The following is a 25,039-nucleotide window of genomic DNA, read 5'->3' on the forward strand; positions in this document are numbered from 1 at the left end:
AAATATACAGGTGTCGTTTGAATGGGATACTTCATTTCCACTGTAGACCGTCCTATTCAGCTTATTACCCTGTGTTAACAATGCCAGGTGCCGTAATAATGGGTTACTTCGATTCAAATCCTTTGGTGCAGGTTCGAGTCCTGCAGACGGAGCAATCCGCGATCGTCCAATTGGTAGGACAAGGCACAAAAGCCCCATTATGTTTTTTGCCCTGGCGTTGTTATCAAAACACATACTCTCTCCGCTCTATTCCATTCCCCGTTTGCACCACAGGCAAATAAGCGTCCAGTGCAAAAAAACACACAAACGCCTGATGGATAAAATCATGCGTTACTGCGGTACCATTGGTATAAATGGAATATGTTATCCCATGCATGGTAATAAAATAATTCGTGATCAGTCCTTTGTCCATTTGCTCATTGACTTTAAACCGGAGAATATCTTCCCGCTTAAAAACAATAGCTCTACCCCGGCGTATAAACACAAGACTATCTTTGGTAAAGCGCAATTCTTCACATCGGTACAACACACTGCTTACATATTTCCCCAGCCCCAGCATCACTCCCAAAAACGGTATAAACAGGACCACCATCCGGAGCGTCCTGGGAATACCAAAAGAAGACAACCTCTCATCAAAAGACTGCAATAGCACTATATACAACATTGACAACAGGAAGAAAACGGCCAAAGCCAGTATTAGCTTCCACTTCGGTCTCGCCACCAGCCAATATTCGATGCGAAAATTTTTTCCCATTAGCCTTTGCTGTCTATATAATAAAACAATAACTGAAGCATTAAAAATACGAATAACATGCCCGCGGTCAAAAAAAGCAGTATTACCTGCCCGGGCGTCATCTTCTGCAAAAAAGTATAGGTAAGAGGCTCACTTTTTACAACATATACGCCGTAATGGGGAAAAGGGTTCTGGTCAATTTTATTTCGGAGCACCTTTTTGTTGAAATGTTTGTCGATATAGGCGCTGAGATGTTTTATTAGTTCATCTACCGCTGCGATGTCTTCCGGCCCGGAAAAAGGCGTCAGCGCCCCGGTACCCACCCGTATTCGGACTGTTACCCCGTCTTTGGTGACAAACGACAGGTATCTTAACGCCGCATTGCCCATGTTCTCTATCCGGCGAAGGTTGTCCCATGCAATATCATAGTAATGCTTCCCATACCGTAGTGTCAATCGTTTGTCGTCCACCTCTGCCTGCCAGGTCCTGTCGGGCACCAGCTTCACCAGCCAGTGCAGGGAAAACAGGCTGATGCCCAGGATCGCAGGAATGATCAGGCCGCGGGGTATCTTTAAAAGATCCATCTGCCAAAACTTAGCGAGGCAATACAAACAACCTCCCAGGACTATCAGCAATATGGGAATAATCGAGATGCCCAGCCATATTTCAGTCTTATAGTCAACGCCCCGGAAACTGAATGTTTTTTGTTTAATGCCTGTTGTCATCATTACTTTATTATTACCGGCGCAGTGGTAGTAGGCAATGGCCTGTCCGGCGGGGTAGACGGCTTGTCCAGTGGTTTATACCGGTATGATTTTTCCGGGTCTTCGCAGCTGGTGAAAAAAACGGATGGCAGATTTGTTTTCTCCGGCTTCCTGAAATCCTTCGATACCGGCATTACTAATTCGTACTTATACAGGATGCGAACGTCTGTGTATTCTTCTGCCTGCTCGCCGGGCTTTGTGCCATGTGCGGTATATTGGCCGGCGCCAGGATCGTAAACGTACTCAGATGTGTCTATGCCAGTAAGCAGTTTATAAAAACGATTGGCATATAACACATCTTCTGCCTTCTCTTCCCCATTGCCAAGTTGGGCCTTCATTTCTTCGATCTCTTTGTCGTCCGGGTCCTTGGGGAATTTCCGGCTGGTGAGGCTCGTTTGCAGCAATGTAACATCATCTTCTTTCGTGATAACGCCTACAAAAGGCTGTTGGTAACGGCTCGGCTTCTGATACAGGAATACAAAATCATTGAGCTTTTTACCCGGACGATAGACTTCTGTGTTCTTATCTGTTTTCAACACACCATAATCGTCTGTTACGTGCGAAAACGTGATCTGTGAAGGTACCGCGGCGCCTTCATAAACATAGGGCGGATTAAAACAGTTTGCACCTTCATTAAACACACGGCGCGTTTTTCCATTGTCCAGCTGCAAAAAAGTTTCTCCCCGCTCAAATCCGTTGAAACACATCCGCACGCTGTCATGCAGGTTTTTGTTCTCCCGTGCAAACACCATAAAAGTATTGGCCGGTTTATCCGGCACAAACCGGATCCTGTCTTTTTCCACATGATAGGTTCCCGGCGCAAACGTAGCATAGCCATACAAAAAATACCGGCCGTTGTCGAAAATACAGATACCGTCCTGCACTCCGCCGTAACGGCCGGCAATAGACTGCGCCGAAGCGCCATCGCTCGTTAAAGATAGCATGGTCATGGTCCCCAATATGTAAATGATGTACAAAAATCTGCTCATAAATTATGCTGATTACAATATTCAAAAAAATCAGTCAGGCGGAAAATACGCGTGAGATAAGCATAGTCCTGGTTGACCTGCTGATAACTCTTCGCAGACGGCGCCGCCACGTCCAGATTGCCCTTGCCAAGGGTACGGTCGGGAATAAACAACGCATTGGTCACCTCTGGTTCTCCCAGCAGGGAATACACTTCGCGGCCTTCCACTGCATAGGACTTGTACCGGGAACTGAGGTTTTTCTCAGTATAGATGGTATTGTAGATGACATATTTCGATTTCGAAGGATTAATCACTCCATATGATGTCAGCTCCAGATTCAGCTCCTGCTGCGGCAGGCCCAACGCTTCGCAGCTGATGCTGTGCATGCCTTCTGCCAGCGTAATCTTCAGAAATGAACGGGCCGGTACCTCATGCGGCTGCTGGTCTATCATGACGGTGATGTCTCTGCCTGTCGGATTATCAATTAATGTAGACCCGTTAAGCGTTGGCTTCAACAACAGCTCATAACCGGCGTAACATCCTGTTAATACCAATACCAGTAACAGTCCTATGAATCTTTTTCCTGCAATGTGTGCCATGGGATCACTGCTTTTACCTGCAATACGGTTTTCAGTGATCAAAGTTAACCAGGGTTGTCTGATCTTTTGAGGCAGATCAATTTCCGCATACGGCGGATCAACATCTGTAGGCCATGGAAAAATATCCGCGTTTATATTTTATCGATAAAACTGAGTACGACTTCTTTCTTACGGTCAGAAACAGGTACTGTTTCACCGTTAAACATTTCAAGATACCCCTCCTTGTAATATTTGCTGACGTAGTTACCATTCACAAGATAAGACTGATGACAACGGATAAACGTTTCTTCGGGCAACAGCGCCTCGTATTCTTTCAACACCTTGGAAACGAGGATAGAGCTGCCGTTTTTCAGGTAAAAAGTAGTGTATCCGCGGTCGCTTTTGCAATACAGGATATCCCCGATATCAATGATCTGCGTGTATTCCGCACTCCTGAGCGCAATACGCCTGGGCTTTGTTCCTCCTTTATAGTGATTGGCTGCTATTTCCAGCTGATGCTGGTTAAACTTCTGTTGCTCGCTTTTTTTGAAACAACGGTCTACGGCTTCTTCAAAAACAGCGGTCTCTATAGGTTTGAGCAGATAAGCAAAAGCGCCGAGGTTCAACGCCTGTAATGCATACTGATCATAAGCGGTGATAAAAATGATCTGGCTGGAAGAAACATCGATGCGGCTGAACAACGTGAAACTGTTGCCGTCTTTTAATTGTATGTCTGCCAGGATCAGTTCGGGCTGAAGGGTGGGTATTTCAGCCTGCGCTTTGGCCACTTCCCCGGAATAGCCCACTACCTGCAGGTAGGGAATTTCGTTCGCCAACGCCATGATGTGTTTCAGGATATTGATTTCGTCTTCAAGTATGTAAACAGTCATTGGACCTGGTTTTTAATCAATTAATAACGGTAGATAGATGGTTGCCCGGAAACCCTGTTCCGTTGTTTTTGGCTGGGCCTCAAAATACGCTACACGGGCCGTTTTGTTAAACAGGAGATCTAAACGTTCCTGTACGATGATGCGTGACAGTGATGTTTTTTCACGCGGGCCATGGGTTTTCACCTGTGCGCCAGCACCATTGTCATCTATACAAATTACCAGTTGCTGTTGCTCCTGGCGGAAGGAGATTGTCAGCATACCGGGATAGTCGATGGATTTAAAACCATGCTCGATAGAGTTTTCCACAAATGGCTGTACCAACATGGGCGGTATCAGGATGGCATCTACCTCTGTGCCCTCTGTATCAATGCTGTAGGAAAATGCATGCTCAAAACGCATCTGTTGCAGTTCGATATAGTTCTTCAGTGAACCAATCTCATCTTCCAAAGGAATCAGGTCATGACGGTTCAGCTCCAGCACATTGCGCATCAGTTTGGAAAAAGACACCAGGTAAGCATTCGCTTCCGTCTTTTTATTAGTGCTGATCAGCCCCTGCATATTAGCGATGGCGTTGTAAATAAAATGAGGGTTGAGCTGCATCTGGCGGGTTTTCTGTTCCAGCAGCAGCCTTTTGTTTTCAATGGCCAGTTTTTCATTTTTTTCGCGGAGCAATTTCTGTCGGTATACGTTATACACATAAAACGCGATGATGGCCAGCAAAACACAGACGCCCACAAAAATCCAGCGCTGCTGTACAATGAGTTTTTTATTCAGGTCATTGTTCATCTGCAGGGTAGCGATGGCCTGGTCTTTTTTCTCCGTCTGATATTGGGTGTGCAGTTCTTCTATTTTGGAGGCTTCAATGGCGTTCTGGTTACGGCCATAGATATTGAAAGCGGCGTGTAAGGCGTCCAGTGCGTTTTTATAATCCCCTTTTAGTTTGTAGGCTTCATGTAGTCCCTGGTATTCGTTCACCAGGTTCATGGTCTCCGGCTGCTGGCCAGCCCACAAAATAGCTGCTTTATAATAGTGAATGGCAGAATCAGTCTGATGATTGCGCACAAAGGACGTGGCCAGGTTGTTAAACGCCTGCAAGTTTAATTTATGCTGCGCCTGCAGGTAGTTTAAATAACGCTTGCCTGAGGTAATGGCCTTGCCAAACTCCTTCCGGGAAGAATACAGCTGTGCTTCGTAATCGTAGGTGCGGGCCAGTGCCATGCTGTCGTCTATTTGCAGCGACAGTTGCCGGGCACTGTCCAGGAACCTTTTCATGGCGGCGCTGTTGAGCTGCCGTGCTGCCAGCAGAAATGAAATATCGAAGTAACGCTGACGGACAGCCGGATGGGAATGGAAGGGATGATGGTTATAATACAGCTGTGTATACTCCACAGCCTTGGTCACATTCTGGTTAACATAGTAGGATTTGGCCAGCAGATCATACAGGCGGTAGGTGAACACGCTTTGGTGATGCTCTCCTCTTTTTACCGCGTCCAGAATGCGGACCACGAGGTCTGATTTGGCTATATCCGAACCGGACAAAGCCCGGTTCAGAATAGCGTAATCTTTCAGGGTTAACAGATCTGTCTGTTGCGGCTCCGGAGATACCTGGCGGAAGTACATCGAAGCGCTGTCATATTTATTTTCCAGTGCGTACAGTTTACCACGGAGGTAACTGTACCAGGGGTTAGCTGATTTGTCCGGTGTGGAGTCCAGTCTGGCCACCAGGGCCCGGAAACTGTCTTTAAACGGCTTTGCTTTGGCCGTATCCTCGGACAGGATGAAAGTAATAAAGGTTTTATCGGATGTGCCGGTGTTAGCAGGGACCTTCGACTGTTGGTCGGGCATCCCGCAACCGGCACACCAATAAAGGGCAACAAACAAAGGAAGCAATAATCTATGTGTTCTGTACAGATTGATCATAGTTGTATATCCGGATACCCTTTGAAAGCGATTGCTAACGGGTACAAAATTAAGAAGTGAAGTTATTCACCGGTGGCCCGTATAATATCCGCGGCCGCCGGGTCAATATTCGCAGGAACACGATAAATATCCGCTCAGGAAGCCATGCTGGCAGTCACCAGCCGCAGGCCGTTACGGCCGTATTTATCCTTGTACGCCTTGGGCGTCATGGCCACATAGCGCTTGAATATCTTACGGAAGAAGCTCATGTCTTCATAACCACAACGGAAGGCAATCTGTTCTACCCCCTCCTGGCTGGTTTCCAGCATTTTTTTGGCCGCTTCTATCCGTACCCGCTGCAGATAAGCCAGCGGCGTATTTCCGGTGGCCTGTTCAAAGCGGCGGATAAAATGCCGGATGCTCATATTGTACTGTACAGCCAGCGCTTCTATGCTGATGGCGTCTGCGTAGTTTTTTTCGATGAACTGCTGGGCCTTGCTGATCATATCATCCGTATGGTCATGTTGCAGCCGGAAGATGGCGAAAGCATCCTGCGGCTGCTGATGCATATTGATCATCAGTATTTTGGAAGCGATGATGGCCATTTCATGCCCGCAGAACTTTTCCACCAGGTACATCATAAACGTGGTGAAACTGAAAGCGCCGCCACAGGTGTAAATGCTGCCCTGGTCAACGATTATCTTATCGTCCTGTACTTCCACTTCCGGGTACATGGCCCGGAAACGGTCAACAAACAGCCAGTGTGTGGTGGCCACTTTACCGTTGAGCAGACCGGTGGCCCCCAACAGGAACGCCCCCACGCAGATACTGGCCAGTTCCGCCCGTTGCAGGTGCTGCTGCCGCAACCAGTCGATCAACCGCCGCTCCCGCTGCAATACCAGTTGTATTTTGTCAGACTCCATGGCCGGCACGATCACCAGGTCGTATATTTCCTGCTTTCGCAACCGGACCGGTACAGCGGTACCTTTGGTTTTACGCCACAGCTGGTTGTCTTTCTCCATAATAAAATCAATGTCAAACCGGACGCTGGCAGGACTGCCGGTCAATAGCGGGGATGTCCGCATGATAGAGGCCAGTATGTCTGCCGGGCCTGCTACGCTGGATGGCACAGCATTTTCATAATCCAGGATCGCAATACGCATATACTTGAGATGATTAGCTGATATGGCAATATTAACTTCTCACTGGTCATTTTTGCCATGCTATAAAGTTAGTCTTTCCGCCGGTTTCCGGTAAATAAACTTCCGCCCGGGTATGATAATTGAGACAGGAAAAACGGAAAAACCAGGAAAGGTCATGCCGTCGTCTGTTATCCGTGCATATTCTTACGACGCCCAGCAGGCTGTTCTTCGGATTGTGTTTGTTTCGGGCGCTGTATACGACTATCAGGCCGTACCGGAATCCGTATACCAGGACATGAAGAACGCTTTTTCCAAAGGGACTTTTTTCAACCAGCATATCAAAGACAAATTCAAATTCTCCCGCTATCGCGATGCGCACGGTCATCATCATGAATAGGCCCCACTTTCCCTTTTCAGCGGTTCCGGTCGTTTATTTGTATATTTAGTATCCCGGTCAGCCGCTATCTTAATCACTGACCGGCTTGTCATATGGCTGTTGAAAAAGATACTCCCGGAAAAAAACTCAGAGCTGCCGTCCCCCGGACTTCACAGGGCGATTTTAAACTTTCGCCGCAACGGCCTGGTGTAGTGGAATCCATCCGTCTGTCCAACCAGGACAGGATAAAGAGCCTGATACCGATCCGCCATGGCCGCATGAGCGCTTCACCTTTTGCCTTCTACCGTGGCATGGCCGGACTGATGGCACAGGACCTGTCAGTCCTTCCGCATACCCAGCTGAAAGTGCAGGCCATCGGCGACTGCCACCTGTGTAACTTCGGCGGCTTCGCCACCCCGGAGCGTACCCTCATCTTCGACGCCAACGACTTTGATGAAACGCTGCCTGCCGCCTGGGAATGGGACGTAAAGCGGCTGGCCACCAGTTTCGTACTGGCAGCCCGGCACAACCAGCTTCGCGAAACAGATGCGCGTGAAATGGCCATCCACATGGCCACCTCCTACCGGCACAGCATGTACGAATTTTCACAACTGCCCCTGCTGGACCTGTGGTACAAGAAGTTTGAAATGCATGCGCTGCTGAACAAAGCTACCAGTGAAGAAGTCCGGACACTGTTGCGCAACGCCATAGAAAAAGCAGAGAAAGCAACGCCTCAACAGGTATTCTACAAAATCACCCAGAGTGTCATGGGTACTTTTGAAATTACGGACCAGCATCCGCTGATTTATCATCCGCTGGACCTTGAAAAAGAAAAGGACAATATCAAATCCTTTCTGAACGGCTACCAGCGCACGTTACAGGAAGACCGCCGTTTCCTCTTCAGTAAATACCACGTGGTAGACGTAGCGCTGAAGGTGGTAGGCGTAGGCAGCGTAGGCACCCGTTGCATGATAGCGCTGCTGATGAATGACAAAGATGAACCGCTCTTCCTCCAGATCAAGGAAGCCCGTGCCAGCGTGCTGGAAAACTTCACGGCCAAAAGCAAATACAAACATGCCGGCGAACGGGTAGTGCAGGGGCAGCGGCTGGTGCAGGCCGCCAGCGATATCTTCCTTGGCTGGAGCACTGCCGATGATGGCCGTCATTTTTACCTGCGGCAGCTAAGAGACCGTAAAATAGCGCCTAATGTAGAAACCTTCGACAAAGAAGTGCTGCTGGCATACGCCGGCCTGTGTGGCCGTATGCTGGCACGTGCCCACGCCAAGACCGGCCCCGGTCAGCAGATCAGCGATTATATGGGTAAAAGCGGGCTAATGGATACCGCCATCGGCAAATTCGCCGTGGCCTATGCAGATCAAACAGAAAAAGATTTCGAAGTATTCACCAAAGCTATCCGCGACGGAAAGCTGCCTGTGGAAAAAGCCTAAACCCCGGAGCTTCATCCGTGGGCACAAAAAAAGGAGCTTCCCAGCCCCTTATCACTGTTCTCAAAAACAGCCAAAAAAACTTATTGTGGCCCAGGGCTTCAGCCCTGAGAACAAAAAAAGGAGCTTCCCAGCCCCTTATCACTGTTCTCAAAAACAGCTCAAAAAACTTATTGTAGCCCAGGGCTTCAGCCCTGGGAACTAAATATTAAAAATCTATTTTCTGATCGCGTTTGTCGGTTTTGCCCTGGCGGCCGTAGCGGTTACGATTGCGCGGTTTCGGTCTTCTTGGTTCTGCTTTTGGTGCGTCCGGATCGGCGTTGTTGGCCTCTATCAGTGCAGCTTCTTCAAACGGGTGACGCACGGAAGGGATTTTCTGTTTTGTCAGTTTGTTGATGCTGTTCAGAAAAGGTCGTTCTTCGGTGGCGCAGAAAGAGAGTGCGTAACCGGTGGCGCCTGCTCTTCCGGTACGGCCGATACGGTGTACATATGTTTCTGACACGTTAGGCAGATCGTAGTTGATCACATGTTCCAGCGCTTCCACATCGATGCCCCTTGCGGCGATATCGGTGGCAACGAGCACGCGTAAACGACCGCTTTTGAAGTTGGTCAGCGTGTTTTGCCGGGAGGACTGTGACTTGTCGCCATGCAGTGCGTCAGCGTTGATATTCCGTTTACGCAGGTTTTTGGCTATCCTGTCGGCGCCGTGTTTTGTCTGTGTAAATACGATGGTACGTTTGATAGTTTTATCCTGCAGGATGTGGTCCAGCAGTTGCTGTTTGTCTTTTTTCTTCACGAAAAACACGCACTGTTCCACTCTTTCAGCTGTAGTGGACACTGGTGTGATCTCCACTTTCTCCGGTTTGTACAGCAGTGAATTGGCCAGTTTGGCGATATTGGGCGGCATGGTAGCAGAGAAGAACAGCGTCTGTCGTTGCTCTGGCAGTTCACGCACCACTTTTTTGATATCGTTGATGAAACCCATGTCCAGCATACGGTCTGCTTCATCCAGTACAAATATCTCGAGGTGGTCCAGGTAGATATAGCCCTGGTTCATCAGGTCCAGCAGGCGGCCCGGTGTGGCGATGAGCACGTCTGTGCCGTTGCGCAGCGCGATCGTTTGCCGGTGTTGTGGTACGCCACCGAATATCACATCATGTTTCAACCCTGTGAATTTCCCATACGCTTCGAAACTCTCGTCGATCTGTGAAGCCAGTTCGCGGGTAGGCGTCAGGATGAGGGCACGGATATGTTTATAGCCTCCTTCTACGCCGGAGCGGGTGTTGTACAACTGTTGAAGGATAGGAATGGCAAAAGCGGCCGTTTTACCGGTGCCGGTCTGTGCACATCCCAGCAGGTCTTTCCCTTCTAAAACGATCGGTATGGATTGTACTTGTATGGGGGTAGGCTGGGTATAACCTTCTTTTTTAATTGCTTTTAAAATGGGCTCGATCAACCCTAATTGCTCAAATAGCATATTGTATTTATAATCTTCGGTAATAAAATTAAACGCCTCTTTATAGCCAGCGTTCAGCATTGAGGAGAGCAGTAAAGAAAGATTCTGGAGAGAGCTTTATGCTTTGAACTCAACATAACGAACGTAAAGATACGGATTTTCCCGTCAGTAAACGGTAAGGGCGTGGAGATTGGTTATATGTGAAAATTCACTCAGTAAAAAACACTATAATTCAATTATTTACACATATAGAAGGGCTAACCCCATGGGAGCCAGCCCTTCCGGTAATGTCATTAACGCGACTTATTTGGCCGGCGCTTCATCAGGTTTGGTTTTTGGCTCTTCGTTACCATGGTGACAGGTGTAGCAGGACACGGACATCACTTCTGTTCCTTTGAAGAACTTCTTGTTGATGCGGTGTGTCATTTTCATCATAGACCGTGCAATGTCTTTGTGTTGATTTTCATCACTGGCGAAGTCCAGTTTTTTAGGATCATCTTTTTGTGCTGCGTGACAGTAGCCGCACTTTACGCCCAGGGCAGCATTGAAGCTGCGCATGGTGGCTATCAGCTCATCATGGCTGATGTTTTTGGGTAATACTTTGAGGTTTTTAGGCTTCTCAGGTTCCTGAGGCAAAGCCAGTGAACACAGGGTAACCGCTGTTGCTAACGCAGCTGCTACCATGAATGTTTTTTTCATTTTCATGACCATGGTTTTAAATAGTATGTAAAGCTTCCTGATACTGAATCTACAAAAAAATATATATGTAATGGAATTTTTTTGACAGACGGGCTAAGCGTTTGAGGGCTTCGTACTGGCCAAAACGTTAGTCGGCAGCTCAGAAACAGACGGTAGGAACAGGGAAGCAACAGGGAAGCAACAGGGAAGCAACAGCGTTTCTCCATGTCCGCAAGTTCCGGGTTTTTTGCCGACTTTCGCAGGGGTAACTTTGTCTTAAAATGATAAAGCCATGAACAATTACGATAAAATTGCCACGGCAATTGCATACATCAACGACAATTACAAGGAACAGCCGGAACTTAAAGACATGGCGGCTTCCGTTCACATGAGCCCGTTTCATTTCCAACGGGTGTTCAGTGAATGGGCAGGCGTTACGCCTAAAAAATTCCTGCAGTATCTTACGCTGCACCACGCCAAACAACTGCTGAAACAGGAGAAAACAACCTTGTCCGATGCCGCCTTCGAAACAGGACTGTCCGGCACCAGCAGGCTGCATGACCTGTTTATCAATATTGAAAGTATGACACCGGGAGAATATAAAAACGGCGGAAAGTCTTTGCAGATCAACTACAGCTTCGCAGAGAGCCCGTTTGGCAATATACTGGTGGCGTCCACCGGCAAAGGCATCTGTCATATGGCTTTTGCGGACAACCGCGAAGAGGCGCTACAGGACCTGATCGCCAGTTTTCCCAACGCGCAGTTTACACAGATGACAGACCTCATTCAGCAAAATACGCTGTACATCTTCACCAAAGAACAACATCGCCTCTCAGAGATCAAGCTTCACCTGAAAGGCACCGCTTTCCAGCTGAAGGTATGGGAAGCCCTGCTGAAAATACCCATGGGCAATCTCACCACCTATCAGCAGCTGGCGGCCGCGGTAGACAACCCGAAGGCATCAAGGGCGGTAGGTACCGCCGTAGGCCAGAACCCCGTGGCGTTCCTGATCCCCTGCCACCGCGTAATAAAATCGACCGGCGAATTCGGGCATTACCATTGGGGAGACGTCCGTAAACAAGCCATGATCGGCTGGGAATCAGCACAATCATTTAATCATTGAGTGATGGGGCCATGCTAATATTTTAATCAACATACTTCGGACCCACGAAATCAAAAAAGCGTAAATCAAAAAATCCGTAAATGAAAAGGGCCGCCCACTCGTGAAGGGCAGCCCTTATTTGCTTATGAAAGAGGACCAGCACTAGAGAGTGCCTGTCTGTTTATTAGAGGATAATGTGCATTACTGGTTATCCACGGCCAGCTTGTTGTACACCAGCTCATCGGAAGAGAGAGGCCAGATGTAACCTGTGGCTGTTGGCGGTACCGCCAGCACTGTAGCGCTCTTGGCAGGGAAGGGAATACCCAGACGGATAATTTCCATGGCCCTGTTACCTTCTCCCAGTAACTCAATATGTTTTTCTTTAAGGATAGCATTAATCAGATCGTTCGCTGTCGGGAAATCAGCTGCAGTAAACACTGTTGTCGCATCGGAACGGCCACGTACGGCATTCAGCAAAGCGATGGCGGAGGGATCTACGGTATTGGATACACGTACTTTCGCTTCCGCTTCAATCAGCAGCAATTCTGCCCAGCGCAGTACCGGCGCAAAGTCCAGGTAAGGGCTCGGACCGGAATATTTCACCAGGAAAGAACGCGAACCAACCGGCATAATAAACTGCCTTCTGGCATCGCTGGCTTTCCAGGAAGCATCTGCCACGATACTACCGGTAGCAGTGTTCAGGGCGTACTCTGCGTTACCACCAACGGAAGCAGGGCTGTAGTAATATCCCAACTGCGTCTGCGTGCCCGGGAAATCGCCTGGGGAAGCACCAAACGGCATGTATATCACGGCTTCTTTACCGGCATACTTGGGCGTGTACAGGTTCTTCAGGTCAGACTCCAGCACGTAACCGGCAGGCGAAGTGAACGGACCTGTTCCGGCAATCAGCTTGGCGCCTTCTGTCAGCACTTTGTCGTATTGCCCCATTTGCAGGTATACTTTCATCTTCAGCGCAATAGCACTGTAGGAGTTGCCTTTGTTGGCAGCGAACTTGGTAGAGGCGCTCAATTTAGGCAGCAGCGCTTCTGCAGAGTCCAGGTCACGGATGATCTGGTCATAAGTTTCTTTTACGGTGCTGCGTGCACGGGAATAATCACCCAGTTTGGTATGCGGCTCCCAGAAAAGGATCAGCCCGGGTTTGCTGCCTGCGCCATCCCAGTAAGGACGGGCAAATAACTGCAGCAGGGAAAAATAAGACAGACCTCTTACGAATTTGGCATCACCGGCGTATATCTTTGCCAGTGAGTCGCCCACCACGGCATTGCCTTTGGCTGCCATGCCTGCCAGGAATACATTAGCATTGTTAATGGCCATATAACCCTGGGACCAGATCTCCTTGATCTCCTGGGACTCGCCTACGGCAGTCATTTTCCAGGTAGCATTCAGTGTTACGTTGTTCGTGGTCAGGTTCACAAAATCTTCGCCTCTCACATCGTTTGCGATCAGTACTTTACCACCCAGGAACTTACCGTTTTTCATCACGGTGTACAAACCGGTAGCTTCGTTACCAATCCGTTCTTTCTGCGTAAACGCCTCCCAGTCAGGGATATCGGTTGTCGGTTTCGGTGTAAGCAGGTCTTTCTGGCAGGAAGAGCCAAGGACCGCGATACCTAATGCCAGTATATATGCACTAATTTTATTCATCATCGATCATTTTAGAAATTAACATTTAAACCCACTGTCACAGTACGGCCATTACCCAGCGTGTTACGGTCAATACCCTGACCGGAAGCGTTGTTGCCATTGGAAGATACTTCCGGATCAGGACCGGGGTATTTCGTCATAATGGCGAGGTTCTGACCTCTTACATATACTTTGGCGCCGCTCAGGTGAATGGATTTCAACGCTGTTTCAGGCAGAATGTAAGTCAGGCCCACGGTACGGAGTTTAAGGAAATCTCCTTTGAATGCATTGGCGCTGATAGCGAAGGAAGAACCATTGGAGATGTTATCGCCGTACACCACTTTAGGTGTTTCGCTCACATCACCCGGATTTTTCCATCTGCTCAACACGTCAACGCTGTTGTTCCAGTAACGCTGGTCTTTCATACCGGCAAGGCTGCCGTAGTAAACATAGAAACCAGTCTGGTATGTCAGCAATACGTTCAGTTCAAAATTTTTGTAGCGGAAAGTGTTTTCAAAACCGCCTACCAGTTTAGGGTTGGTGTTTTGATAAGCCACCGCGTCTTTGGTGCCTACAGCAGGTGCAGGTTTACCGTCGGCATAGCTGTACACAGCTCCTACCGGATTGTAGTAAACATCTTCTCCTGCTTTATTCACAAAGATCCTTCTGCCCGTCTGCGGATCCACACCCTTTGTGCGAACAACATAAAGCATACTGGCGGGATAGCCTACCTGGTTTACACTGGTTTGTTCCAGGGAGCTGGTCACAAACGGGATTTTATCCAGGCTGCCGGCAAGGTCAGTGATTTCATTTTTGTTGTAAGCAATGTTGAAAGAGGTGTTCCACGTAAAGTCCTTTTTAGTTACCGCTGCTGCACTAATGCTGAATTCCACGCCTTTGTTATACATTTTGCCTACGTTGGATGGAATGGTGGCGATAACGGTGGAGGAAGGAATACCGGCGGAAGGGATTTGAGGCACAAACAGGATCAGGCCGTCGATATTGTTATAGTAGTAGCTCAGTTCACCGGTAATCCTGTTGTTCAGGAAACCATAACTGATACCCACATCTGTTTTTTTACTTACTTCCCATCCCAGGTTCGGGTTGCCCGCCTGGCTGAAATACAGGGAAGGTCTTTCACCATAAGGTACGGGTCTGTAGAGCGATAATGCGTCATAGTCGCCCAGACCGGCGTAGTTGCCCACTTTACCGTAGCTGCCGCGCAGTTTCAGGGAAGAGAACACATTAGCCAGTTTGCTGTTGGCCCAGAAATCTTCTTTAGTGATTTCCCAACCGGCAGACACGCTGAAGAAAGTACCTTTCTTCTTGTCTTCACCAAAGGCTGAATACTGGTCCTGACGCACGCTTCCACTCAGGAAATATTTTTCTTTGTAGTTGTAGTTGGCACGGGAGAACCATGAGAGCAGGTAGTTGCTGCGGCGCAACATGTTACGGCTCAAATCTGTCAACCAGCCACCTTCGGAGTTATTGAAGTAAGAGTCCATCTGGTTTTGACGGCCGATACCATAACGCTCACGCTGATCACGCTGTTGTTCTGTACCGAACAATACGCTCAGACTATGCTGGTTAAAGGTTTTGTCAAACTGCGCGGTGTTGGTCCACGTCCATCTTTTATACTGTGTATAGGTGCTGGTAGCATCACCGTTGCTGCTAAAACCATCACCATTCTTATTATTCATATAGATGTCGTTGTTCATCAGGATATAGTCGATACCATACTGTGTACGTAAGGTCAACCATTCCCAGGGCTTCAACTGGCCATACACATTTCCCTGTACGTGATTAGCTTCTGTATTGGAGTGATCGAGGTCCAGCAGGATTTTAGGATTGTAGATGCCCACGTTCAAACCACCTTTCGCGCCGCCGATACCGGAACCACCATTGGTATTGTAAGTACCGTCATTGTTATACGGTGATACGATCGGAGAGGTCAGGAACGCCAGACGGGCAAGGCCGCCGGAGTTAAAAGCCTCGCCTTCCAGTGAACCGGAAGAACCGGAAATCAGGCTTAACTCATTTGAGTAGGCTATTTTAGTACCTACGGAGAAAATCCTGCCCACTTTCTGGTCTACATTCACCATCAGGTTTTTACGGACGAAATCATTTTGTTTCAGGATACCTTCCTGTTTGGTGTAACCGGCAGAAAAGTAGTAGCTGGTATTTTCAGTACCACCGCCTACGCTCAGGCTGTGGCTCTGGGAGATGGCCCTGTCACGGTATACCACGTCCAGCCATTTCGTATCAATGATGTTGCCATTGGCGTCTTTGTTGAGTTCATAACGTCTGGCATCACCAGCGTTGGCCAACCCTTCATTTTTAACGTCAACATACTGTTGTGCATTCAACAGTTTAGGTAAACGGTTAGGGGAGGTCATACCTACCCAGCCATCATACATCACACGCGGACGACCAGCTTTACCTTTTTTGGTGGTCACCAGTACCACGCCGTTGGCAGCACGGCTACCGTAAATAGCAGTAGCGGCGGCGTCTTTCGCAATATCAATAGATTCGATATCAGCAGGATTAATACTGGACAATGGGTTCAGCGGAGCGCTGGTAGATCCCACGTCGCCGCTGAAAGTAGGCACACCGTCAATTACTATCAGCGGATAAGCGCTCATGGAGAGGGAGTTAACACCACGGATTCTGAATACGGGCGGGTTGTTTACCACACCGTTTGGTACAGTGATCTGTACACCGGCGGCACGGCCACCCAGGCCTGCCTCAAAGCTCTGTACCGGTAAATTGGCCAGTGACGTGCCTTTCACCGAAGCGATGTTACCGGTTACTTCTTTTTTACGTTGCGTACCATAACCCACCACCACTACTTCAGATATAGCTTTGGTGTCTGATGTCAGCTGAATGGTCCCCATGCTCTCTCCGGTAATAGGTAAGGTCTTAGCTTCATACCCTACGAAGGATATGCGCAATGTTTTTGCTTCCGAAGGAACAGATAAGGAAAACGCGCCTTTGGCGTCTGTTACAGTACCGGTTTTACCACCGGGCAGGCTTACTGATACACCGGGCAAAGCAGCGCCTTGCTCATCGGTGATCTTCCCTGTTACCGTGCGATGAGATTGTGCCAACAAGGTCGATGCTAGGAACAGCATGCTGGCTACCACGAGTAAGAACTTCCTCATGTAATTGCAGATTTTGGTTTAGATTATTAAAAAAAGAAGTCTGATCAATCAGATTTTGGTCATAGTTTCTCCAGCACCATGAGGCCACTCATGATGATATATTTCACGGCGTTTGAGTTCGAGAATGCTGTTTGGTTTTGTTGATATTCTGACATAGATCCACAGCACTGCTGCAGGTTGCTTTAGCTTTAGATTTAGATTTTTTCCTCGCTTGTTTTTTTAAATTTAACTGGTTAAGAAAAACGGTTCGATTTTGGTCTTTTATGCTACAGTCGTCACGAGATGTATCACTGATTTAGATTTTGGTTGCAATACCATCGTTATCCTCTACGATCACTAAGTGAACAGGTCGGAATAAAAATAAAAAAAAATTTCAACCCCGATACACTTTCTCTTCCGTGATCTTTTCCATCAAGACAAGATTTATTTAAAAATAAATGATAATTAATTTGTTACATATTACAAAGACGCCAAAATATTTTTTTATATCTTTATCTAAACAAAAAAATGGGCACACAGGAAAATATCACCGGGCACACCGCCTCACAGGGTTGGGAAATTGGTGTAAAACGCACCTTCGCTCTCACCCCCGAAGCTGCATGGCAAATAATTTTCAGTCAGCCGGTCCTCGGTGTATGGCTGGACCATAAAGCCGGCATCGCCTTTCAGAAAAACGATACTTACACCACTGTTTCCGGAACAACTATCACCATCACCAGTGTCACCGAAGTAAAAGTCATCCGCATGAAATGGCAGGCCAAAGGACAGGCAGCCGCTTCCACCTTACAGATCAGGGTCATTCCGGCAAAAGATAAAACGACCGTCAGCTTTCATCATGAATGGCTGGCCAACAACAAAGAACGCGAAGCGATGAAGTCCTACTGGACGCATGTGCTGGATGAAATCGGAAAGGCATCAGACAATTAACGGCAGTCGTAAAAATCGTATAACCGTTAACGTTATCAACCGTTTTACTCATGAAAAACCGTTTGCAACATGCTTCACATGATGGGTAATAACCTCTTCCCCATAGATAGCTATAAGGGAAGGACCGGCTAAACGTTAAAAAGGGAAACCGCCCGAATGGGAAAAACCGGCCTCCATGGCGCCGGTCATGTGGATTCACCGACAGTTAAGGTATTTTGGGCGCCCGTAAAGCTAAATTCGCCTATAATAACTTATTTTTAAGCTAATTATAAGGCATACCTATCACTGTACCCTGTAACTTTGTTAATACCAAGACCAATGAATACTACGGGAAGCAAAATTATGAACGGCTATAGTATAGTACAAGGACCCCAGCTTCAGGAATTGTTGCATCAGGAAACACTGGCGGATATCTTCAGACAATCTGTTAAAGAGCATGCTCATCATACTGCTCTGATCTTTCAACATCAGTCCCTCACCTACGCTGAAATGGACCACTGGAGCGATGCAGTGGCTGCCATGTTGCAGGCACGCGGCATAGGCCCCGGCAGCGTGGTAGGCGTATGGTGGCCCCGCGGACTGGAACTGCATGCGGCCATCCTGGGCATCGTAAAGGCCGGCGCGGCCTATGTGCCGCTGGACCGCGAAATGCCCGCCGAAAGAGTGGAAGGCGTGCTCACCGAAGTAAAGGCCGCCGCCTGCTTCAGTGAAGAATCGCTGCACCTGGACGCGGCCATCCTCTCCGTTCCGCCGGTACCGGACATAACGGAAACCTTTACGCTCACGGCCGGCCCCTCGCCCGACAATATCGCCTACGTATTATATACCTCCGGCAGCACCGGCAAACCCAAAGGCATCCCCATCTCGCACCGCCAGATATGCCACCTGGTAAGAGCGGAACAGACCGTCCTGAAAATTACCTCGCACGACAAGGTATACCAGGGCTTCTCTGTATCTTTTGATATGTGGTGCGAAGAAACATGGGTCAGCTACTTCGCCGGCGCCACCCTCTGGGTAGCCGATGCCACCACTGCCAAAGCCATCGATGAACTCGGCAGTGTGCTGCGCGATGAAAAAATTACCATCCTCCATGCCGTACCCAGCCTGCTGGCCGTCATGGAAGACGATATACCCACTCTCCGCCTGATCAATGCAGGCGGCGAAGCCTGCACGCCACAAGTACTGGCCCGGTGGGGCGCCCCTCCCAGGACCTTCTACAACAGCTACGGCCCTACGGAAACAACGGTCAGCGCCACCTTCGCAGCCCTCAAACCCGGCGATGCCATTACCATCGGTCATCCCCTGCCCAATTACAATATGGCGGTGGTAGACGATAAACTCAATATTCTCCCCCTCGGAGAAAGAGGGGAACTGGTGATCACCGGCCCCGGCGTAGGCAACGGCTACGTCGACCGCCCCGAGCTCACCCGCGAAAAATTCGTACCCAAGCCGGCGTCCATGGACATGGTCCCCGGCGATATGGTTTACCGTACCGGCGACGCGGCCATCATCCTCCCCGATGGCAATATCGACTTCCAGGGCCGCCTCGACGATCAGATAAAACTGCGCGGCTACCGTATCGAGCTCGGCGAAATAGAAAACCGCCTCAATGCTATCATCGGCGTGATATCTGCTGCCGTAGCAGTGAAAAAAGACAATAATGAACAAGACCAGCTGGTAGGATATGTGGTGATGGAAAACACGCAGGCTTTCGATGAAAGCTTCTTCCGCGCGGAACTGGCAAAAGTACTACCTCCTTACATGGTGCCTGGCACTATCCTCGAACTGGACGACATGCCACGCCTCCCCAGCGGAAAAATCAACCGTAAGGCGCTGCCACTGCCACCGGCTTTCGCACAGCCCGTCACCCACGAAGCGATAGATACCAGCGCACCGCTGCAAGACAGGGTGCTGGCCATTCTCACCAAAGTGTTCCCCGACAGGAACATTAACCTGCAACAGGACTTTTTCACCGACCTTGGCGGACACTCCCTGCTGGCCGCCGCTTTCGTGTCCCGCTTACGCCGCGAAGCCAATGTGCCGCAGGCGTCGCTGAAAGATATTTATATACATCGGCCGCTCCAGGCGCTCGTAGATACCTGGAACGTACAGCCGCAAAACAGTAAGAAAAAGGAACGCAGCTTTAATGAAGTGCCCTGGTGGCGCCACCTCGCCTGCTGGGCAGCACAGAGCGTTTCCCTGCTGGTGATCTTCGGCCTGTTTGCCATGCAGATATTCCTGCCTTACCTGGGATACTACTACATTGAACAGGAAACCAGTCACCTGGGATACGCCATTATTACGGCACTGTGCATGTTCTGCCTGCTGCCGCCCGTTTTCTCCGCACTGATCATCATCATCAAATGGCTGGTCATCGGCAAAATGAAAGCAGGCGACTACCCACTGTGGGGACAATACTATTTCCGCTGGTGGCTGGTGAAAACCATGCAACGCCTCATGCCTTCCCAGTTCCTTAACGGCACGCCGCTGTATCCTGCTTACCTGCGGATGCTGGGCGTGAAGATCGCCTCTGATGCACAGCTGGCAGCTGTCACCATCGGCGCGGAAGACCTGGTGACCATCGGCAGCGATGTCAGCATCAGCTCCCAGGCGGTTATCAATAATGCCTGGGTAGAAGACGGTTGGCTCAAACTACGTTCCGTACATCTCGATGACCACGCCTATATCGGCAGCAGCGCTGTCATCGCCGGCGACACCGTCATGGAACCATGGAGCGAACTGCAGGACCTCAGCTACCTGCCCGCCAACAGCCGCATCGGTACCTGTGAAGTATGGTATGGCAGCCCAGCGCAACTGAAAGTGAAAAAAGAAATGAGCGAAATGCCGCAGCCACTGCCGGTATCAGCAGCTACCCGCAGGAAATACAGCCTTATCTTTTCACTGTTCCTGCTGGTATTCCCTTTCACCGTCCTGCTGCCACTGCTGCCCACCATCATCACGCTCAACCAGCTCGACAACGCCGCGCCGGATTATAATTTCAACTATATGGTCATCACACCATCACTGGCATTGAGTTATATTATCCTGTTCACTGCGCAGACCGTTGTCCTGAGCCGCCTGTTGCAATGGGGCATCAAACCCGGCACCTACCCTATCTACAGCCTGTTTTATGTACGCAAATGGTTTGCCGACCAGCTGATGTCGCTCACGCTGATCGTTATCCATCCTATCTTTGCAACAGTATATATCTCCAGCCTGTTCCGCGCGCTGGGCGCCCGTATCGGTAAAAACACGGAAGTGTCTACCGCCAGCAGCGTTACCCACCCGCTGCTCGAAATCGGCAATGGCGCCTTTATCGCTGATGCCGTTACCCTCGGCGAATCCGATGTACGCGGGCAACAACTGATCCTCGAAAAAACAATCATACACGATACCAGCTTCGTCGGCAACAGCGCACTGATCCCGCAGGGATATGTATTGCCGCCCAACATGCTGATAGGTGTATTGTCCACACCGCCCACAAAAGAACAGCTGGCCAACAGCACCGCGCGCGACTGGTTCGGCTCTCCCGCCATCGCACTGCCACGCCGCCAGGAAAGCCGTTTCTTTCCACCGGAACTGACCACCAACCCATCTCCCCAACGGAGAATGGCCAGAGGCCTGGCAGAATTTATCCGTATCCTTATACCGGAAACAATGGTCATCTGTTGCAGTATCCTCTTCATCGCCTACGGGCATGACCTGGTAACTGAACAAGCCTGGTGGCAGATATTACTTAAACTGCCTTTCTACTATCTATTTTTCCTCGGTATGCCGGCATTCCTTTTCACCGTCATGATGAAATGGATACTGACAGGTAAATACCACGCTATACAGAATCCTATGTGGACGTCTAAAGTGTGGCGCAGCGAAGGCACCACTTCCACCTATGAAGCGCTGTCTGTGCCATTCCTGCTCGACTTCCTCCGGGGCACGCCATGGCTGCCGGTTTTACTGCGCCTGCTGGGCGTAAAAACAGGCTACCGCGTATGGCTCAACACCACCGACATCACGGAGTTTGATATGGTGGAAATAGGCACCGACGCTGCCCTCAATGAAGACAGCGGGCCACAGACCCACCTGTTTGAAGACCGTGTCATGAAAATCGGCCCCATCAAAATCGGCGACCGCGCCAGCATCGGGGCACGTACCATTATCCTCTATGATAGCGAAATCGGTGATGATGTAAATATCGCACCACTGTCGCTCGTCATGAAAGGAGAAAAACTGCAGCCTCACACTGACTGGACCGGCAGCCCTATCAGACCGGAATAATCCGACGCTATGATAACGATTACGCCCATACGCATAAAAGATCATTACGAGCTCCTTTCAGCAATGCTGAAGGAGCTCCATTTATCTGAACTGGAATTTTTCCCGAAAACAGCCGCCTGGGAAGATATTCAGGCGGACTATATGCAACACGTCATTTCCACACAGGAAGAAAATGACGGTACCTGCCTGCTCGCTGCGAAAGACGGCGAACCGGCAGGCTTTATTTTCGCTTATGTAGAAGAACCGGACGAAAGCCGCATCGAAGATTATACCGGCAACACCCTCTATGTCTCTGATGGTTATGTGGCGCCCGCCTTCCGCCGCATGGGTATCTACCGGCAGCTCAACGACGCGCTGGAAGCCATCTACATCCAAAAAGGCGTCCGGAGAATAGTGCGTTATACACTCAGCAATAACCTGCGGATGCAGCAGTTCCTGGCATCTCAGCAGTATGAACCCGTGAGGCTGGTGTATGAAAAATGGCTTACGCCGGATGGAAAAGAAGCGATCAAATTATTTTAGGGATTTTTAAAGCCCCTACACATCAATAGCATGGTCTTTCTGAACAGGCTTTCCCTTCCATACTTTCTGTGCCGTCCACTCCGCAGCAGGAGCGCTCCAGTAAGGGTCATGCGCCGGCAATCCCAAATCCAGGAAACCGGTGGTGCATAGATAAAGGCTGCCGGTAGAAGTATATACATCGGCTATCTCCGGCTGATGACCACAGAAACCAATCTGTAGCCAGCCGTTTTTATCAAAAGTATCCGGCGCTTCAAAAATTCGTTTATTCACCGCCGTTAGTGCGCAACGTACCTGTGCCGGCTGCAGTTCCGCCGGCAGTTTCCTTTCAAGGGCCAGTTGTGCCAGCGCCTGGAAAGCACCGTTGCGGTAGGGCATCGAGCGGCCTACTACCGGGAAGGTCCCTTCCGGTGAAATCTGCCTTTCGAGGATAGCCCCGTAGCGTTGCATCCGCTTCAGGGCCAGCTCATATTGTTCTTTACCGCCTTCGCCTTTCTCCGTCAGTACTTTAAGTACATCTACCAGCATCGGCTGTATCACAAAAGAATTGTAATAGTCGTAGTGGAAATGAGGGCCATCGCCGTAGATACTGTCTCCTTTGTACCACTCCATGATTTTCTCAATGGCAAAGTCCACCGGCTTGCGGTCCCACCCGCCGCCGAACCGCAGCAACGCAATTTCAATCATCGCGGCAAACAGCACCCAGTTATTGGTACTAAAGGCTTTGATGCTGCGCAGGCTTTTCAGGGCGTCCACCGTTTGTTGTTTCGTACGGTCGGACAATGGCTGCCAGACCTGTTCCGGCGCGCGTATCAGGCCATGTGCCAGAAAGGCGCCGTCTACCAGCGGCTGCGCATCAAACTGCCCGGTAAAATTCATAAAGTCCGGAGAGGAAGGATCTACTGCCTGCGCCATCGCTTTGTGGGTAAGCTCCAGCATTTCAATCCGTTTGCTGCCTTCCATGGTATTGTCCCATCCCAGTTCCAGCCATGGCGCCAGGCCGGCCAGCGTTCTGCCGAAGGCTTCCAGGTAAGTCACTTTACGTACCGGTTTGCTGTAATGCGGCGCTACTTCGGTAGGCATATTGGCCACCAGTTTCCCTTTACTGAGATGCTCTATAACGGGACGGCTTATACGTAGTAACAGGTCCAGATTATAGGCACGGTCATTCACGGGCGGTGGTGCCGCCAGATCTGCCAGCATGCTTTTATCTGTCTTCAGCGAACCGGCTATACCGGCCATCGGCACAGCCTTGAGAAAAAAACGTCTGTCCAAGGTGTCAGTTATTTAGCCCACTGTTTGTAACGCAGTAAAGCTTCCACAAAATAATAGTCGGCGTAGGTAAGCGGTACGTCCACCTCAGACTGGTGAGGCAGGGAACCTACGCTATGCATCAAAATAAAATCGTTGTTCTCTCCTTCTTTGGCCAGGTACGCCGGGCTGCAAAGACTGGTGAGCATTTTCTCTGCGGCGTTCCAGTAACGTTTGCCTTCTGTTTTGTTGGTGTAGCGGCTCAGTTCCAGTAAGGCGGAAGCGGCTACGGCGCCGGCGGAAACATCACGCGGTGCATTTGGAATGTCCGGTGCGTCATAATCCCAGTAAGGAATCAGGTCGGCCGGCATATGCGGATGGTTCAGGATATATTCAGCAATATGACGGGCCTGGTCCAGATATGCTTTGTCTTTGGTTTCACGGTACATCATGGTATAGCCATACAGCCCCCAGGCCTGACCGCGTGACCAGGCAGAGCTGTCTGCCAGCCCCTGATGTGTTTTCTTTTGCAATACGGCGCCGGTGGCAGGATCATAGTCAATAACGTGATAGGAACTGTAGTCCGGACGGAAATGATTTTTCATCGTGGTGTTGGCATGCGTGCGGGCTATCTTGTCAAACTGAGGATCGCCGGATTCGCGGGTGGCCCATGTCAGCAGTTCCAGGTTCATCATATTGTCGATGATCACCGGGAATTTCCAGGTGCCGTGGTCCCATGATTTGATGCAGCCTACCGTAGGGTTAAAGCGGGTGGACAAAGACCGGGCGCTGTTAAGCAAAATACGTTTATACGCTGTATCGCCGGTAATGCGCAGGGCGTTGCCGAAAGGGCAATACATCATAAATCCGAGATCGTGCGTGCGGGTGTTGAATTCGTTTTTCTGACAGAGCGCCATCCGTTTGAGGGCTTCTGTTTTAAAAGCCGGGTCTTTCGTGTATTCGTACAGGGACCAGGTAGTGCCGGGATAAAATCCGGATGTCCACCAACCGGCGTTGGAAGTCATCAGGCTGCCGTCTTTATTGGTGCTGCGGGGCAGCACGGTGTCCGGCACATGGTTCATCATCAGTTTATATTGTCTGGCGGCAAACTGCAGTGTTTCATCGGCTTTGCGAAGCAATGCCTGGTTGGCTTTACCAGACTGTGCATACGATTGCATAAACATTGCAGGCAACAGCAGCAGGGTAAAGAACAGGTTCTTTTTCATAATAA

19 protein-coding genes are annotated in these 25,039 nt (G+C 49.7%); 6 read left to right on the forward strand and 13 right to left on the reverse strand.

The genetic code is table 11. From position 1 onward, the window contains the following. Window positions 1–223: 223 nt before the first annotated feature. From HGH92_RS06335 to HGH92_RS06365, 7 genes are all read right to left on the reverse strand, one after another. Window positions 224–754 carry a hypothetical protein gene (locus tag HGH92_RS06335; RefSeq protein ID WP_168869894.1) on the reverse strand — a complete coding sequence of 177 codons (531 nt, stop codon included), beginning with the start codon at window positions 752–754 and terminating at the stop codon, window positions 224–226. Next, window positions 754–1,461, reverse strand: a complete 708-nt coding sequence (locus HGH92_RS06340; RefSeq protein WP_168869895.1) for a hypothetical protein — start codon at window positions 1,459–1,461, stop codon at window positions 754–756. Before HGH92_RS06340 ends, HGH92_RS06335 begins: the two co-directional genes overlap by 1 nt. Continuing rightward, a complete protein-coding gene (locus HGH92_RS06345; RefSeq protein WP_168869896.1) occupies window positions 1,461–2,486 on the reverse strand; it encodes a hypothetical protein in 1,026 nt (341 codons plus the stop codon). The genes HGH92_RS06340 and HGH92_RS06345 overlap by 1 nt, the downstream gene beginning before the upstream one ends. After that, window positions 2,483–3,064, reverse strand: a complete 582-nt coding sequence (locus HGH92_RS06350; RefSeq protein ID WP_168869897.1) for a hypothetical protein — start codon at window positions 3,062–3,064, stop codon at window positions 2,483–2,485. Before HGH92_RS06350 ends, HGH92_RS06345 begins: the two co-directional genes overlap by 4 nt. Window positions 3,065–3,195: 131 nt before the next feature. After that, window positions 3,196–3,933 (reverse strand): LytR/AlgR family response regulator transcription factor, encoded by a 738-nt coding sequence (locus HGH92_RS06355; RefSeq protein ID WP_168869898.1) that lies wholly within the window; start codon window positions 3,931–3,933, stop codon window positions 3,196–3,198. A 12-nt stretch (window positions 3,934–3,945) separates the two neighbouring features. Continuing rightward, window positions 3,946–5,814, reverse strand: a complete 1,869-nt coding sequence (locus HGH92_RS06360) for a histidine kinase (RefSeq protein ID WP_168869899.1) — start codon at window positions 5,812–5,814, stop codon at window positions 3,946–3,948. Window positions 5,815–5,987: 173 nt separating this feature from the next. Continuing rightward, complete coding sequence (locus tag HGH92_RS06365) at window positions 5,988–6,995, reverse strand: GlxA family transcriptional regulator (RefSeq protein ID WP_168869900.1); 1,008 nt, start codon at window positions 6,993–6,995, stop codon at window positions 5,988–5,990. A gap of 112 nt (window positions 6,996–7,107) precedes the next feature. On the opposite strand from HGH92_RS06365, the gene HGH92_RS06370 reads away from it, so the two are divergent. Both HGH92_RS06370 and HGH92_RS06375 read left to right on the forward strand, forming a co-directional pair. Beyond that, on the forward strand, window positions 7,108–7,371 hold the full coding sequence (locus HGH92_RS06370) for a KTSC domain-containing protein (RefSeq protein WP_247654834.1): 264 nt from the start codon (window positions 7,108–7,110) through the stop codon (window positions 7,369–7,371). 92 nt (window positions 7,372–7,463) lie between these two features. Next, the gene (locus HGH92_RS06375) at window positions 7,464–8,798 is read left to right on the forward strand and encodes a DUF2252 domain-containing protein (protein ID WP_168869901.1); all 1,335 of its coding nucleotides are present in this window, start codon (window positions 7,464–7,466) and stop codon (window positions 8,796–8,798) included. 205 nt (window positions 8,799–9,003) lie between these two features. Here the strand turns inward: HGH92_RS06375 and HGH92_RS06380 are convergent, their stop codons facing one another. Together HGH92_RS06380 and HGH92_RS06385 are read right to left on the reverse strand one after the other, a co-directional pair. Next, window positions 9,004–10,332: a DEAD/DEAH box helicase gene (locus tag HGH92_RS06380; protein ID WP_247654835.1), complete on the reverse strand. Its 1,329-nt coding sequence runs from the start codon at window positions 10,330–10,332 to the stop codon at window positions 9,004–9,006. Between the two features lie 222 nt (window positions 10,333–10,554). After that, window positions 10,555–10,956: a c-type cytochrome gene (locus tag HGH92_RS06385; protein WP_168869902.1), complete on the reverse strand. Its 402-nt coding sequence runs from the start codon at window positions 10,954–10,956 to the stop codon at window positions 10,555–10,557. Between the two features lie 265 nt (window positions 10,957–11,221). On the opposite strand from HGH92_RS06385, the gene HGH92_RS06390 reads away from it, so the two are divergent. Next, window positions 11,222–12,052, forward strand: coding sequence for a bifunctional helix-turn-helix domain-containing protein/methylated-DNA--[protein]-cysteine S-methyltransferase (locus HGH92_RS06390; RefSeq protein WP_168869903.1), 831 nt, complete (start codon window positions 11,222–11,224; stop codon window positions 12,050–12,052). Window positions 12,053–12,232: 180 nt separating this feature from the next. Here the strand turns inward: HGH92_RS06390 and HGH92_RS06395 are convergent, their stop codons facing one another. Further along, a complete protein-coding gene (locus HGH92_RS06395) occupies window positions 12,233–13,699 on the reverse strand; it encodes a RagB/SusD family nutrient uptake outer membrane protein (protein WP_168869904.1) in 1,467 nt (488 codons plus the stop codon). Between the two features lie 8 nt (window positions 13,700–13,707). Further along, window positions 13,708–16,836 carry a SusC/RagA family TonB-linked outer membrane protein gene (locus tag HGH92_RS06400; protein ID WP_168869905.1) on the reverse strand — a complete coding sequence of 1,043 codons (3,129 nt, stop codon included), beginning with the start codon at window positions 16,834–16,836 and terminating at the stop codon, window positions 13,708–13,710. Window positions 16,837–17,343: 507 nt separating this feature from the next. On the opposite strand from HGH92_RS06400, the gene HGH92_RS06405 reads away from it, so the two are divergent. The 3 genes from HGH92_RS06405 (at window position 17,344) to HGH92_RS06415 (ending at window position 22,560) form a co-directional block, all read left to right on the forward strand. Continuing rightward, window positions 17,344–17,763 carry an SRPBCC domain-containing protein gene (locus tag HGH92_RS06405; protein ID WP_168869906.1) on the forward strand — a complete coding sequence of 140 codons (420 nt, stop codon included), beginning with the start codon at window positions 17,344–17,346 and terminating at the stop codon, window positions 17,761–17,763. A gap of 318 nt (window positions 17,764–18,081) precedes the next feature. Further along, window positions 18,082–22,038, forward strand: a complete 3,957-nt coding sequence (locus tag HGH92_RS06410) for a Pls/PosA family non-ribosomal peptide synthetase (RefSeq protein ID WP_211092548.1) — start codon at window positions 18,082–18,084, stop codon at window positions 22,036–22,038. 9 nt (window positions 22,039–22,047) lie between these two features. Continuing rightward, entirely contained in the window at window positions 22,048–22,560 is a 513-nt protein-coding gene (locus HGH92_RS06415) for a GNAT family N-acetyltransferase (RefSeq protein WP_168869907.1), read from the forward strand. A gap of 15 nt (window positions 22,561–22,575) precedes the next feature. Here HGH92_RS06415 and HGH92_RS06420 read toward each other — a convergent pair whose 3' ends face one another. Continuing rightward, window positions 22,576–23,832, reverse strand: coding sequence for a DUF2264 domain-containing protein (locus HGH92_RS06420; protein ID WP_168869908.1), 1,257 nt, complete (start codon window positions 23,830–23,832; stop codon window positions 22,576–22,578). Between the two features lie 8 nt (window positions 23,833–23,840). Then, a complete protein-coding gene (locus tag HGH92_RS06425; RefSeq protein WP_168869909.1) occupies window positions 23,841–25,034 on the reverse strand; it encodes a glycoside hydrolase family 88 protein in 1,194 nt (397 codons plus the stop codon). Window positions 25,035–25,039 lie beyond the last annotated feature (5 nt).

The sequence above is a fragment of the Chitinophaga varians genome, from assembly GCF_012641275.1.
GTDB lineage: Bacteria > Bacteroidota > Bacteroidia > Chitinophagales > Chitinophagaceae > Chitinophaga > Chitinophaga varians_A.

Excerpts from the sequence above, each read along its gene's own strand:
- HGH92_RS06335 (WP_168869894.1), bottom strand. The coding sequence starts at position 754 with ATGGGAAAAAATTTTCGCATCGAATATTGGCTGGTGGCGAGACCGAAG.
- HGH92_RS06340 (WP_168869895.1), bottom strand. The coding sequence starts at position 1,461 with ATGATGACAACAGGCATTAAACAAAAAACATTCAGTTTCCGGGGCGTT.
- HGH92_RS06345 (WP_168869896.1), bottom strand. The coding sequence starts at position 2,486 with ATGAGCAGATTTTTGTACATCATTTACATATTGGGGACCATGACCATG.
- HGH92_RS06350 (WP_168869897.1), bottom strand. The coding sequence starts at position 3,064 with ATGGCACACATTGCAGGAAAAAGATTCATAGGACTGTTACTGGTATTG.
- HGH92_RS06355 (WP_168869898.1), bottom strand. The coding sequence starts at position 3,933 with ATGACTGTTTACATACTTGAAGACGAAATCAATATCCTGAAACACATC.
- HGH92_RS06365 (WP_168869900.1), bottom strand. The coding sequence starts at position 6,995 with ATGCGTATTGCGATCCTGGATTATGAAAATGCTGTGCCATCCAGCGTA.
- HGH92_RS06370 (WP_247654834.1), top strand. The coding sequence starts at position 7,108 with ATGATAATTGAGACAGGAAAAACGGAAAAACCAGGAAAGGTCATGCCG.
- HGH92_RS06375 (WP_168869901.1), top strand. The coding sequence starts at position 7,464 with ATGGCTGTTGAAAAAGATACTCCCGGAAAAAAACTCAGAGCTGCCGTC.
- HGH92_RS06380 (WP_247654835.1), bottom strand. The coding sequence starts at position 10,332 with ATGCTGAACGCTGGCTATAAAGAGGCGTTTAATTTTATTACCGAAGAT.
- HGH92_RS06385 (WP_168869902.1), bottom strand. The coding sequence starts at position 10,956 with ATGAAAATGAAAAAAACATTCATGGTAGCAGCTGCGTTAGCAACAGCG.
- HGH92_RS06390 (WP_168869903.1), top strand. The coding sequence starts at position 11,222 with ATGAACAATTACGATAAAATTGCCACGGCAATTGCATACATCAACGAC.
- HGH92_RS06395 (WP_168869904.1), bottom strand. The coding sequence starts at position 13,699 with ATGATGAATAAAATTAGTGCATATATACTGGCATTAGGTATCGCGGTC.
- HGH92_RS06400 (WP_168869905.1), bottom strand. The coding sequence starts at position 16,836 with ATGAGGAAGTTCTTACTCGTGGTAGCCAGCATGCTGTTCCTAGCATCG.
- HGH92_RS06405 (WP_168869906.1), top strand. The coding sequence starts at position 17,344 with ATGGGCACACAGGAAAATATCACCGGGCACACCGCCTCACAGGGTTGG.
- HGH92_RS06410 (WP_211092548.1), top strand. The coding sequence starts at position 18,082 with ATGAATACTACGGGAAGCAAAATTATGAACGGCTATAGTATAGTACAA.
- HGH92_RS06415 (WP_168869907.1), top strand. The coding sequence starts at position 22,048 with ATGATAACGATTACGCCCATACGCATAAAAGATCATTACGAGCTCCTT.
- HGH92_RS06425 (WP_168869909.1), bottom strand. The coding sequence starts at position 25,034 with ATGAAAAAGAACCTGTTCTTTACCCTGCTGCTGTTGCCTGCAATGTTT.